At 43.2% G+C, this 12,098-nt stretch carries 11 protein-coding genes; 9 read left to right on the top strand and 2 right to left on the bottom strand.

Going from position 1 to position 12,098, the window contains the following annotated elements:
* Positions 1-2 precede the first annotated feature (2 nt).
* From ACR64J_RS10035 to lpxC, 8 genes are all read left to right on the top strand, one after another.
* Positions 3-443, top strand: coding sequence for a DUF2147 domain-containing protein (locus ACR64J_RS10035; RefSeq protein WP_435949549.1), 441 nt, complete (start codon positions 3-5; stop codon positions 441-443).
* A 259-nt stretch (positions 444-702) separates the two neighbouring features.
* Positions 703-1,788, top strand: a complete 1,086-nt coding sequence (gene murG, locus ACR64J_RS10030; RefSeq protein ID WP_317199117.1) for an undecaprenyldiphospho-muramoylpentapeptide beta-N-acetylglucosaminyltransferase — start codon at positions 703-705, stop codon at positions 1,786-1,788.
* A gap of 67 nt (positions 1,789-1,855) precedes the next feature.
* Positions 1,856-3,295: a UDP-N-acetylmuramate--L-alanine ligase gene (gene murC, locus ACR64J_RS10025; protein WP_435949548.1), complete on the top strand. Its 1,440-nt coding sequence runs from the start codon at positions 1,856-1,858 to the stop codon at positions 3,293-3,295.
* A gap of 18 nt (positions 3,296-3,313) precedes the next feature.
* Positions 3,314-4,378: a D-alanine--D-alanine ligase gene (locus ACR64J_RS10020; RefSeq protein ID WP_435949546.1), complete on the top strand. Its 1,065-nt coding sequence runs from the start codon at positions 3,314-3,316 to the stop codon at positions 4,376-4,378.
* A 332-nt stretch (positions 4,379-4,710) separates the two neighbouring features.
* Positions 4,711-5,535 carry a cell division protein FtsQ/DivIB gene (locus ACR64J_RS10015; protein ID WP_317199114.1) on the top strand — a complete coding sequence of 275 codons (825 nt, stop codon included), beginning with the start codon at positions 4,711-4,713 and terminating at the stop codon, positions 5,533-5,535.
* A gap of 107 nt (positions 5,536-5,642) precedes the next feature.
* A complete protein-coding gene (gene ftsA / locus ACR64J_RS10010) occupies positions 5,643-6,935 on the top strand; it encodes a cell division protein FtsA (RefSeq protein ID WP_317199113.1) in 1,293 nt (430 codons plus the stop codon).
* Positions 6,936-7,088: 153 nt separating this feature from the next.
* Complete coding sequence (gene ftsZ / locus ACR64J_RS10005; protein WP_317199112.1) at positions 7,089-8,285, top strand: cell division protein FtsZ; 1,197 nt, start codon at positions 7,089-7,091, stop codon at positions 8,283-8,285.
* A gap of 324 nt (positions 8,286-8,609) precedes the next feature.
* Entirely contained in the window at positions 8,610-9,527 is a 918-nt protein-coding gene (gene lpxC / locus ACR64J_RS10000; protein WP_435949545.1) for a UDP-3-O-acyl-N-acetylglucosamine deacetylase, read from the top strand.
* A 286-nt stretch (positions 9,528-9,813) separates the two neighbouring features.
* On the opposite strand, the gene ACR64J_RS09995 is transcribed toward lpxC, so the two are convergent.
* Positions 9,814-10,329 (bottom strand): hypothetical protein, encoded by a 516-nt coding sequence (locus tag ACR64J_RS09995; RefSeq protein WP_435949544.1) that lies wholly within the window; start codon positions 10,327-10,329, stop codon positions 9,814-9,816.
* Between the two features lie 246 nt (positions 10,330-10,575).
* Between ACR64J_RS09995 and ACR64J_RS09990 the strand changes: the two genes are divergently transcribed.
* Positions 10,576-11,301 (top strand): CHAP domain-containing protein, encoded by a 726-nt coding sequence (locus ACR64J_RS09990; RefSeq protein WP_435949543.1) that lies wholly within the window; start codon positions 10,576-10,578, stop codon positions 11,299-11,301.
* A gap of 83 nt (positions 11,302-11,384) precedes the next feature.
* Here the strand turns inward: ACR64J_RS09990 and ACR64J_RS09985 are convergent, their stop codons facing one another.
* The gene (locus tag ACR64J_RS09985) at positions 11,385-12,065 is read right to left on the bottom strand and encodes a hypothetical protein (protein WP_317199108.1); all 681 of its coding nucleotides are present in this window, start codon (positions 12,063-12,065) and stop codon (positions 11,385-11,387) included.
* Between the last annotated feature and the right edge of the window lie 33 nt (positions 12,066-12,098).

The raw sequence follows: 12,098 nt of genomic DNA, 5'->3' as shown, positions 1-12,098 counted from the left end.
CCATGGCTAAATTTATAAAGTCATTTTTACTGAGCGCTAGCATGCTAGTAGCCTTTAGTGCTAATGCAACAGACCAGCTGAACAACACCAAATGGGTCAACTTCAATAAAGACGGTAAACCCAACGCAGTGCTGCGTTTTGTAGAGCGCGGCGGCAAGCTCTCAGCCAAGGTCGAAAAGGTGCTGATCAATCCTGAAAACAAGACCAAGTGCGACGAATGCAAAGGTAAGTACCACAACAAACCTTTGGTTGGCGCTACTCTTATTTGGGATCTGGAGCCAGATGCGAGTAATCCTAATGTCTACGATAACGGCACAGGTATCGACCCAAAGACAGGAATCACTTTTTCTGGCAAAGCCAAGCTTGAGGGCGACACTCTTAAACTGCGTGGCTACAAAGGCGTGTCATTTTTGGGCAAAACTCACGTTTTAAAACGTTTGTGACTTCTCATTTAGGAGTTTTATCATTCTTTGACCGCTTTTATAACACACTCTGGTTTAAAATAAGAAAAATACTAGTATTATAAATTAGGTGCCTAAATAGGGCGATCAAGCTATTAAAAACGCTATTAAAAACAGTATCGGTTAGAGAATGATTTGTTTTATACTAGCGAGCTTTATGACCTAAGGTGTGGTTACTTTGTGCTTTAGGTTAGACTGTTTTAAAAATTTTATCCATTCATAGAATTACATAGGTCGTCTCATGAAAACACCGCATATACTGATGATGGCTGCTGGTACTGGCGGGCATGTATTCCCAGCACTTGCGGTCGCTGAAGAGTTGACTCAGCGCGGCGCGGTAATTCATTGGCTTGGTACGCCAAGTGGTATGGAAAATGGGTTGGTTAAGCCTACAGGTTATACCTTCCATGCCATTGATATGCAAGGACTGCGCGGTAAAGGGGTTGGTCGACTATTAAAGCTGCCAGTAACACTACTATCAGCGACGATGGCGACGATCAGAATTATCAAAAGCAATCAGATCGATATCGTAGTTGGGTTTGGCGGTTATGTCAGTGCGCCTGGCGGCATTGCCGCGCGTATGACAGGCACGCCGCTGATTATTCATGAGCAAAATGCGATAGCGGGCATGAGTAATCGCTACTTATCCAAAATAGCTATTAAAGTACTCCAAGCGTTTGATAATACGTTTGCTGGTAGTCAAAGCGATAGCAAGATTGTCACTGTGGGCAATCCAGTACGTCAGACCATCACTGGGGTTGCAGCGCCGTCGGCTCGTTATGACATTAGCGATAAATCAGCGCTACGCTTGCTTATCGTTGGCGGCTCACTAGGCGCACAAGTGCTCAATGAAAACGTACCAAAAGCACTCGCACTGTTAGAGAGTCCATTTGAGGTGCGCCATCAATGCGGGCGCAATAACGAATCTGCGACTGTTGCAGCCTATAAGCGTGAAGATCTAAGTGTCCATCAGTATACCGTGCAGCCATTTATCGACGATATGGCAGCGGCTTATGATTGGGCCGATGTGGTCGTTTGCCGAGCGGGCGCGCTGACAGTCACTGAGATTCAAAATGTCGGTATCGCCGCTATATTTGTGCCGCTACCGCATGCGGTTGATGATCATCAGACAGCCAATGCCAAAACCTTGACTTCACAGGGCGCAGCGATTTTATTACCGCAAAGCGAGCTCACTGCGCAGCGCTTGAGCGATGAGCTTGCGGTACTTGATAGGCAAGCTTGCTTAAACATGGCGCAAAAAGGTCATGCGCTAGCTAATCGTAGTGCCAGCGCGCACGTGACCGATATCATTTGGCAAGCACTTTAAGACGTTGTAGTTATCATTCTACGGACTACTTTTATTTTTATTCACGAGCGCATTATAAGAGGGATCTATGCCGACATCGACCAAAGTACTACCCAAACGCTTGATTGAAATTCCAGAGATGCGCCGTATTCAGCATTTGCATTTTGTGGGTATTGGCGGTTCAGGCATGTGCGGTATCGCTGAAGTCATGAGCAATCAAGGCTATCAAGTCAGTGGCTCTGATATTGCTCAAAGCCCTGTGACTAAGCGTTTACAAGATATCGGTATAGAGCTATTTATCGGTCATGACTCCAAAAACATCGCTAATGCCGATGTTATCGTGGTGTCCTCCGCGATAGATCGTAGCAATCCTGAGATCAAAGCGGCGCTAAAAGCACGTCTGCCTGTCGTACGCCGCGCCGATATGTTAGGCGAGCTGATGCGTTATCGTCACGGCATTGCAGTAGCAGGCGCTCATGGCAAAACCACGACGACTAGCTTGCTTACTATGATGCTAGCAGAAGGAAAATTAGATCCAACGTATGTTATCGGCGGTAAGCTCAATGCTTCAGGCAAGAATGCAGCACTCGGTAGCAGTCGCTATTTGGTCGCTGAAGCGGATGAATCTGATGCCTCCTTTTTATCTTTGCATCCGATGGCGGCTATCGTAACCAACATCGACCAAGATCATATGGAAACGTATGAAAACAGTTTTGATAAATTAAAAGCCGCCTACATTCAGTTCTTACAAAACATGCCGTTTTATGGCTTAGCAGTCGTTTGCGGTGACGACCCTGAACTGTATGCGATGATTGATGACATCGGACGTCCTGTTCTGACCTTTGGTCTTGAACCATTTAACGATGTGCAAGCTGTCGATTTGGTTGTTGAAGGTACTAAAACTCACTTTACGGTTTTGCGCCGTGACAACGAACCTTTGCGTTTAACGCTCAATATCCCTGGTACGCACAACGTATATAATGCGCTCGCCGCGATTACCATGGCTACCGATGAAGGCGTGGATGATGAGGCCATTAAGCGCGCATTACAAAAATTTGCAGGAGTCGGTCGCCGCTTTGAGCAGCATGCTTCAGTCAGCGTTGAGGGCGGTGATGTCATCTTGATAGACGATTATGGTCATCATCCAAAAGAGGTTGATGCGACCATAAAAGCCGCTCGCCAAAGCTTCCCTGAACGCCGTTTAGTTATGCTATTTCAGCCGCACCGCTATAGTCGTACGCGTGACTGCTACGATGATTTTGTCGATGTGTTGTCATCGGTTGATGAGCTATTATTATTAGAGGTTTATTCAGCAGGGGAGAGCCCGATTGCAGGTGCTGATACCAAATCACTTGCTCGCAGCATTCGCCTGCGCGGGGAGATTGAGCCGACGGTTGTGGACAAGGATAATTTAGCGCCTGTTATGCAAAGGCTGCTAAAAGCAGGCGATATGCTTATCACTCAAGGTGCAGGGAATGTCGGTCAGATAGCTCTAGATTTGGCAGCGAACGATTTGTATCTTAAGTAAGTATTTTTGGAGTGATATATGACTACTCATAATCAACAAGACAGCATGCAAAAAAACAATGAGCACAAGACTATTGATAACCCAGAGCCTGCGTTAGCTGCTGCGTACGTAGAGCAGGACGATGAGTCTACAACCTCAAAAAAGACTAAGAGTGAGGATATAGACCAAGTACAAGACCCTGCTGTCTTTGGCAAAGTGGCTGTCGTTTATGGCGGCAGTAGCAACGAGCGTAGCGTATCTTTAGACAGTGGCGCGGCGGTGTTATTGGCGCTACAAAATAAAGGCGTTGATGCCACTCATTTTGATCCCAAAGATCAAGATATCATCGAGCTGCGTGCTTATGACCGCGTCTTTAACGTCTTGCATGGCCGCGGCGGCGAAGATGGTATTTTGCAAGGCGTATTGCAATGGCTTGATATTCCGCAAACGGGTTCTGGCGTATTGGCATCAGCACTAGGCATGGACAAAGTGCGTACCAAGCAACTATGGCAAGGCTGTGGCCTGGCGACTGCGCCATTTTCATTGTTGACTGCAGATACTGACTGGCAGCAGGTGGTTAATATGCTGGGTCTGCCACTGATTATCAAGCCAGTTCACGAAGGCTCGAGCATAGGCATGACTAAGGTCAATAATCTTGATGAGTTGCCTGAGGCCTATGCTACTGCTGTACAGTGCGGCGACGCGGTGATGGCTGAGCGCTGGATTACAGGTCGTGAATTTACCATTGTTATTATCGATGACGAAGCCTATCCCGTTATTCGTTTAGAGCCTGCTGACATCTCAAACTTCTATGATTTTGAAGCCAAATACAACCGCAATGATACTGGGTACTATATACCCTGTGGTTTAAGTGACAAAGACGAAAAGCACTTGCAAGCTTTAAGCTTAGCTGCTTTTCGTGCTGTAGATGCTAAAGGCTGGGGACGCGTCGATGCCATGCAAGATGTGGCAGGCAACTTTTGGTTACTTGAGATTAATACCGTACCTGGTATGACCAGTCATAGTTTGGTACCTATGGCAGCCAAAGCTAAAGGAATGGATTTTGATCATTTGTGCTGGCATATTCTAGCTCAGACGCTCTAGCTATTATATTGATACAAGATCATCAGAAATATAATGTATCGCTATACCTGCTATAGCACAACATAATGTAAACTTGTGTAAATTCGCTGTTAGTAATATAGGTTAGGCTATTGTTTATTAGTAAAATACGTTAATATCGTAAAAATATACACAGTTTGTTTACTGATAAGATATGTTTATAACACCTATAAGTCTTATAACACTTATAAGTAATATTTAGCTCATAACGATAACAAAGGCTATAGTTGTAACTGTAAATCATATGAGCAATAAAATCGCTAATATACTATTTTACTGCTGACTAACTACACTATCTGAGGACAAAGGTTACTATGGCTCAGGCTATTAACAATGCAACTGGCTTAATGAGTGATAAGACCCGTCGTACAAAGTCTAATTTTCAGCTGCCTAGTATTATCAGATACTTTTTTATAGCAGTAGTATTAGGTTTGCTCTTACTTATTTTGATTATGGGCGGCAAGGCACTTCGCGCGGCGCCTCCTGCTGCTATTTACGTTAGTAGCAAAGACTTGAGTACTGCTCAGTATCAAGCGCTCGCGCAAGTGATGAATCAGCAAGCGGTCAGTAGCTTTTTTACCTCTGACTTGCAAGCATTAAGAGACATTAGCATGGGCTTGCCGTGGGTCGATCAAGTCAGTGTGACTCGTGATTGGCAGCGTGGTATCGTTATCGAAGCTCTACCGAAGCAGGCCGTTGCCAAGTTTGGTACCGAGCGTTTGGTCGATGCTAAAGGCGTGGTATTTGTACCTGTTGACAGCAATGATTTGCATCAAACGCAGTTTGCAACCTTGCAAGGTGAGATTGCGCAAGCGCCTGTTATTATGCAGCAAATGCAACAGATTAATGACTGGTATGCGCCGCTTGATATCCAAGTCGAAGACATTATATTATCGCCGCGTATGACATGGCTGATACGTTTTGATAACGGTCTTCGAGTCATCGTGGATAATGAAAACACCGCGCAAAAATTGCTAAGTTTAAGCCAATTGCTAGGTAACCAGTTAAGCGCGCAGCGTGATGATATTCAGGCTATAGACTTACGTTATAAAAACGGTTTTACCCTAGCATGGAATATGGATAAGATGCCTGTTGACCCTTTAGATAATCAGTCAGCACCTGAGCCTCTAGCACCTTGATGTAGTACCTGTTTATTCTATAGCGCTGCAAGGATTGTAGTGTCTATTTTAATGATTTAATGGAAGCATCATTTAGTTTCCTGTCTTGCGATAATTTGTTTGGTACCATGAAAAATACAGAAAATCTGGTTGTTGTTCATCTAAGCGCCACGGCAGTGTATGTCGTTATTGGCAGTGTATACTCTGCAACAGACATCCGTATTATGGGTGTTGGACAAGTCAAAAATAGCGACTTTTATCAAGGCAAAATCAAGCACCGTGAACGCTTGCAAGGAGCGATTAAACAAGCCATCCAAGAAGCAGAAGATACGGCAAACTGCCGTGTGCATAGTGTTTGGTTAACACTTGCAACGCCAGAGCTTGCCAGCAAGAACAGCGCAGGCAGTGTGAGCGTGGAGGACGACGTCGTCAGTGCCAAAGACATGGTACAAGCCTTGTCTAATGCCAAATCGCAAGATCTCTCTTCTGATTACTACTTGATGCACTGCTGCCAGCAAGGTATCTATATCGATGATCAAGAGTTTATGGTCGATGATGCTATCGAGATGGTCGCTGACAAAATCAATGTCATGTACCACATGATGATGATGCCAGTCGCCAGCCGCCAAAACATCCAAAAACTACTGCAAAGCTGCGACGTTGGCATCGATCATATCGTCTTTGATGCAGTGACCAGCGCTGAATACAGCTTGATTAAAGAGGAGCGCCAGCAAGGGGTTTGTCTGGTAGACATTGGCGCTAGTACGACGAGTATTTGCGTCTATAAAGAAAACAAATTGATTTTTACCCACTGCTTAGCGACAGGTAGCCATGAGGTGACTATGGACATCTCAGCAGATTTTGGTATCTCTATGATAGATGCTGAAAGGCTCAAGAAATCTCACGGTACAGCCGATATTCATAGTATAGACCCAAGCTCGTTTTTTACCTTTAAACCGCAAGGACCAAATGACGACATTAACGTCAATATATACAATTTAGCGCGCATTATTGAAGCGCGCTATGTGCGTATTTTTACTGAAGTGGCGCGTCAATTACACGAAGCAGATCTGATAGGTTATATCGATCGCGGCATTGTACTGACAGGCGGCGGTAGTGCAATAAAAGGCATGATACCGTTTGCGAAAAAGCTGTTAAAAATGCGTGTAGTGATGACTAACATGCATCCCGCTATTAGTGCATACAATCATTTTGACAATGATGAAGTCTTTAAACATATTAATTCACAAATTAATGATCGCGCTTTTCATACCGCTTTTGGTACCTTATTATATAGTCAAAGCGAGCAGTTTCGTCATAGTGAACAAAGCGAACCTGAAGCCATTCAGCAAGCTCGGGTAAAAGGCGTATTTCAAAGCGCAGGACAGCGCTTATCTAAAGTGCTCAAAAAGATTCTATAGGACTTTTTTAAGCCTAAAAATACTGTTAAAGATAGATAATGATTCACCCTTTATTTTATTTAAACACATTCATAAATAGTAAGTCGATAGCACGCTATGTAAGTGCGTTGTTATATGATATTTAGACTATATGCAACTGGAGAACCCTTTATTATGTCAAAATATACCATGCCAGATGATAGCCAAGTTCATGACAATGGCCAAGCACGCTTTACTGTATTCGGCGTTGGCGGCGGCGGTGGTAATGCGGTTGAACATATGGTGCAACAAGGCATTAGAGGGGTTACTTTTGTTTGTGCCAACACCGATAGACAAGCACTTGATCGCCTAACGACGCCTAATAAATTGCAGCTAGGTGCCAAAACCAATCGCGGCCTAGGTGCTGGCGCTAATCCTGAAGTGGGACGCGAAGCGGCTGAGAGTGAAGAAGATGCAATTCGTGAATTGCTTGAAAACTCTGATATGGTGTTTATCACCGCTGGTATGGGCGGCGGTACAGGTACGGGAGCCGCGCCTGTCGTCGCTCGTATTGCAAAAGAGCTTGAAGTGCTCACAGTCGCCGTTGTTACCACGCCGTTTAAATTTGAAGGCGGTAAGCGCATCAAGGCAGCTAAAGCGGGTATTGAGCAATTAACCAACTTCGTTGACTCTATTATTACTATTCCTAATGATAAGCTGATGAGCGTGTACGGCAATATCTCTATGCAAGACGCCTTTAAAAAGGCAGATGATGTTCTACTTCATGCGGTACAAGGTATTGCTGAGACCATTGCTAGCGAAGGGGTTATCAATATCGATTTTAACGATATCCGTACGGCTATGACGGCCAAAGGTCATGCAATGATGGGTATTGGCCGTGCTAGCGGTGACGACCGTGCTCGCCAAGCCACTGAAAAAGCAATTAGATCGCCACTCCTTGACGACTTGTTATTAGAAAACGCCAAAGGTCTACTCGTTAACGTTATATCCTCTGAGTCGTTATCTTTAGATGAGATGAGCAAGATCAGTGCTATCGTTGATGAGATCACCGACATCGATGATGCTCATATTTTCTATGGCTCAGTCATAGACGAAAAAATGGGCGATGATCTGCATGTCACGGTTATCGCAACAGGTCTAACACTAGATGAAAACGCAGGTAAAGAGCAAGCCGCTGAGGCACCTGTACCTTCTGTTAATAGTACGCAGTCCGTTGATCCAAGCGTGCATACCAGCGCTCTAAATAGCCAAAAACAAGCACAGACTAAAACGTATCAAGACAATACAGTGCGCAGTGCAGTACCGCAAGAAGAGCAAAAGACCAAAACCAATAGCATTCAAGACTACCTCAAGCGTCAACAAAATAAGTAGTCTACTGATAGTGTCATTAGTCTAATATAAATCAGAACTATTCAAAGCCAGCACTAAGATGCTGGCTTTTTTGTGGCAGTTTGTTTGATGCACTACTAAGTCATAATAATAATGACTCATCGACAGCAGTATAAATCACGTCTTTAACCCTATGTTTTTAATACCATTATTTAAATTTTATTAACTAAAATAAACAAAGCCATCAATGATGATAAGGCCAGCTTATCAATGTTATTGATAATTTATCCTATCCCTACTATAGCGAACTTAGGACAACTAATGATACACTAGGGCAATTGTAACAAAATATGTGAGGAAACTGCCATGAATCAAAGAACTATAAGAACCGTTATAGCGGTTACAGGTACCGGTCTACATAGCGGTAAGCCTGTTGACCTAGAGTTTCATCCTCAGCCTTGTGACACTGGTATTGTTTTTGAGCGCTCAGATATTACAGGTTCAGCACCGATTCCAGCCAGCGCGTTTTTAGTACAAGATACTATGATGTCATCAAACCTAGTATTTGGTGGTACTCGCGTAGGTACAGTAGAGCATTTACTAAGCGCCGTAGCAGGCCTTGGTATTGATAACATGCTAATACGTGTCTCTGCCTCAGAGATTCCTATTATGGATGGTAGTGCAGCACCATTTATCGGATTGCTCTTGCAAGCAGGTTTTCGCGAGCAAGATGAGCCCAAAAAATTCTTAAAGATTGTGCGACCCGTTCGAGTCGAGGTTGATGATAAGTGGGCAGAGCTGAATCCTTATGATGGTTTTGAGCTAAATTTTGAGATTGATTTTGATCATCCTGCTTTTGATAAAGATCATCAGTATGCACAGCTTGATTTTTCAACCCAGAACTTTATTGAAGAATTAAGCTCAGCACGTACCTTTGGGTTTTTACGTGATATAGAGACGCTACGCAATAACAACCTCGCTTTAGGGGGTAGTATGGACAACGCTATCGTTATCGATGATGCGCGTGTACTCAACGCTGAGGGCCTACGTTTTAGCGATGAGTTTGTTCGTCACAAGATTTTAGATGCGTTAGGGGATTTATATTTGATTGGCTATCCTATTTTGGGTCGTTTCAACGCCTACAAGTCAGGTCATGCACTTAATAATCTACTTGTTCGTGAAATACTATCCGATTCAGATAACTTTGAAATTGTAACATTTGATGACAATGTAACTTGTCCAATCGATTATCTAGCCATAAATGACTATACCGTCGAAGGTTAAGTACACGGATATACATGATGTATCGAAACAATTACGCAATATTACATAAATCGCCAGGTTTTAAAGCCAAAAATTTATTTGGCTCTTTATATTATAATATATGAATATATTTCATGCTAAGTAGTACCTAGGCTCCAGAACTTCAAAAGCTGTCTTGTTAATGAATTCAAATTATGAATTTTTTAACAAGACAGTTTTTTTGTTTTTGTTAACAAGATTATTAAGACCTTATTATGGAAAAATTATAATTTTGTTTACATAAGATTACATTGTAATCACCTAGTTTTTAGTCATTTAGTAACCGTAAAAGCGCTAGTTTGAGGTTTTTGTCCGCCGTGACATGACTAGCGGCCTGTGATATAGTCCGCTTTGTGTTTTGGCTAAGCACTTGATTGTTAATGGCTTGAACAGGTTTTAATACTGTTTTTTGCAGGCTAGATTGAGTGTTAAACCCAGTATTTTTAGCATCATAGCTCGTGACTACAATACGTATATGCTTAAGTTGTTTAAATGTAATCGATTGATCTTTTAACACTTTTAGATAAGCGTTCTGTAAATAGCGAATATGGTTGGCTGCAGTCACTGAGCCAACACTGAGCGTCACTTGCTCAGATGTTAAACCAACGACTAAGCAGGTATCGAGAATCTCTTGAGGTAGACAATCTACCAAAAGCATCTTTATCTCTTTAGTAGCTTTAGTATAGAGCTGCATGTTGTCAGCTAAGGTTGAAGGTAGTGCGCTACCGGCAAAAGCTTGATGATCAATCAGTGTAGCAAGCCGATTAGGCTGTTTTTTTGACATTAACTTGATTCCCCTTTATCGGATCAAAGCGATGTTCTAATTGGCGATATACAAACCATATAGCAACCGATTTACGAGGTCAGCGACTATTAAGGTAATGATGCCAAGGTCGTAGACTGTAGACTAAATAGGACGCCGCTTTACTCAGGATTTTATCATGTTTATTTGATAATAATATCCTATAAATTAATTGATACTTCGTTACGGATGACGAGTAATCTTGCATTAACATAGGTAGTAAATTTTATGAAAAAAGCTTTATTGATTTTGTCAGTACTGGGAATGGGCATAGCACAAACAAGTGGTGCTGCTGAAACGACCTTTCAGACCAACAATACACTTAGTCAAACAATAACCAATATTTCTGCTTCATCGAACTATGGTTCCAACAAAAACATTTATAGCACCAATAGCAATGCCCATGTCTACAGCAACGACGAAATCAGTCAAGCTATCGATAACCTAAGCGAGCACGCCAAGCAAAAAGAATATCAGTTAGCATCACTAACTAGCCGTTTAGCGTACGAGCGCGAACAGCAAATCCGCAATAGTATCCCAGATAGCAATTCAGCGCCAGCTCGCGCTGCAGCGCGTGCAGCAAGAGCAGCGCACGCTAGAAGTACAGGTTACTGTGCTCGTTATGTGCGTAAAGCGCTACAGTCTGCCGGTTACGAGTTTACTCCAAACCCATCTGCCTATCAGTATGCGACGCGTGGCACTCTAGCGAAAGCCGGTTTTACTAAGATCAGCAACGACATGCAGCCGCAAGTAGGTGATGTCGTGGTGTTTGATCGTACCTCAAGACGCCCACACGGCCATATTCAAATATTTGACGGTAACGGCTGGGTCTCAGACTTCCGCCAAAAAGGTATCAGCCCATACAGCGGTGTCCATAGTTATACCACATGGCGCGATTCACAATATGTTGATGATGCCTCAGATCGTGGTATCTACCTTGCTATGGCTGACTAAGCGTCTTTTAGTTATGCGCACTTAGATATTAAACCCCGGTAATTACGACATTACTGGGGTTTTGTTTTTTAAGGAATTAAAGGTTAGCTAGCAGGGTTAAAGTCAAGCCAGTAGCGCTGATCGTGAAAATCAGGCGCCGTAGCATGTTGGCAGGCAAAGTATAACGGGGTGTCGTCAAAGTAAAGTATGACGCAAGGATTGATACGTTTAATAGTTAGCGTTTGCTTATCAAATATAGATTTAGGTAGCTGAGATAGAGCAATAGTAAAGCTGCGCTGATACAGATGAGGGTGAGTATCGTCTGTATCAGTCCAAACACTGTCAGTCCAAACGATGTTAGCATAACCTTTATCGTCTCTTTTGATTAAAGGGACAGGTGGCATACTATCAGGCTGACGATAACCGTGAAATTCATAGAATGCGTAATGACCATCTGGGCTAGCGTTAATTTCAATATAGCGACTATCATCATTGTGGGTTATGCCTTGTATAAAGCACTCAAGGCAAGTGTGTTCCCACAGATAATCTTGAAAACGCACATGTTGCGGCTGCCAATCTGGCCAATCAAGCCGCGCTGCTAAAGCCTGACTAGGTAGCTTGATACTATACTCTAGTTGTAAGCTTGGTAATGGCTGCTTAATAACGCTAATATTGACGTCAACCTGGATTTTCTTAAGCGATTGGGCTTTAACTTCAATGTCGCTGGCATCACTATCTAAGGTATTAATCGCTAGGCCAAGAGTAAAACTTTGGGTCGTAGTCATAATAAAGAGACACTAATAAAGGATAAAGTCGCT

The sequence above is a fragment of the Psychrobacter sp. DM8 genome (assembly GCF_051307025.1).
Lineage (GTDB): Bacteria > Pseudomonadota > Gammaproteobacteria > Pseudomonadales > Moraxellaceae > Psychrobacter.
Note: the sequence above shows the minus strand (reverse complement) of the source record. Positions and strands in the feature narration are given on the sequence as shown.

Bases quoted from the DNA above. Each gene is read 5' to 3' on its own strand.
- ACR64J_RS10035 (WP_435949549.1), top strand. From the start codon at position 3: ATGGCTAAATTTATAAAGTCATTTTTACTGAGCGCTAGCATGCTAGTA.
- murG (WP_317199117.1), top strand. From the start codon at position 703: ATGAAAACACCGCATATACTGATGATGGCTGCTGGTACTGGCGGGCAT.
- murC (WP_435949548.1), top strand. From the start codon at position 1,856: ATGCCGACATCGACCAAAGTACTACCCAAACGCTTGATTGAAATTCCA.
- ACR64J_RS10020 (WP_435949546.1), top strand. From the start codon at position 3,314: ATGACTACTCATAATCAACAAGACAGCATGCAAAAAAACAATGAGCAC.
- ACR64J_RS10015 (WP_317199114.1), top strand. From the start codon at position 4,711: ATGGCTCAGGCTATTAACAATGCAACTGGCTTAATGAGTGATAAGACC.
- ftsA (WP_317199113.1), top strand. From the start codon at position 5,643: ATGAAAAATACAGAAAATCTGGTTGTTGTTCATCTAAGCGCCACGGCA.
- ftsZ (WP_317199112.1), top strand. From the start codon at position 7,089: ATGTCAAAATATACCATGCCAGATGATAGCCAAGTTCATGACAATGGC.
- lpxC (WP_435949545.1), top strand. From the start codon at position 8,610: ATGAATCAAAGAACTATAAGAACCGTTATAGCGGTTACAGGTACCGGT.
- ACR64J_RS09995 (WP_435949544.1), bottom strand. From the start codon at position 10,329: ATGTCAAAAAAACAGCCTAATCGGCTTGCTACACTGATTGATCATCAA.
- ACR64J_RS09990 (WP_435949543.1), top strand. From the start codon at position 10,576: ATGAAAAAAGCTTTATTGATTTTGTCAGTACTGGGAATGGGCATAGCA.
- ACR64J_RS09985 (WP_317199108.1), bottom strand. From the start codon at position 12,065: ATGACTACGACCCAAAGTTTTACTCTTGGCCTAGCGATTAATACCTTA.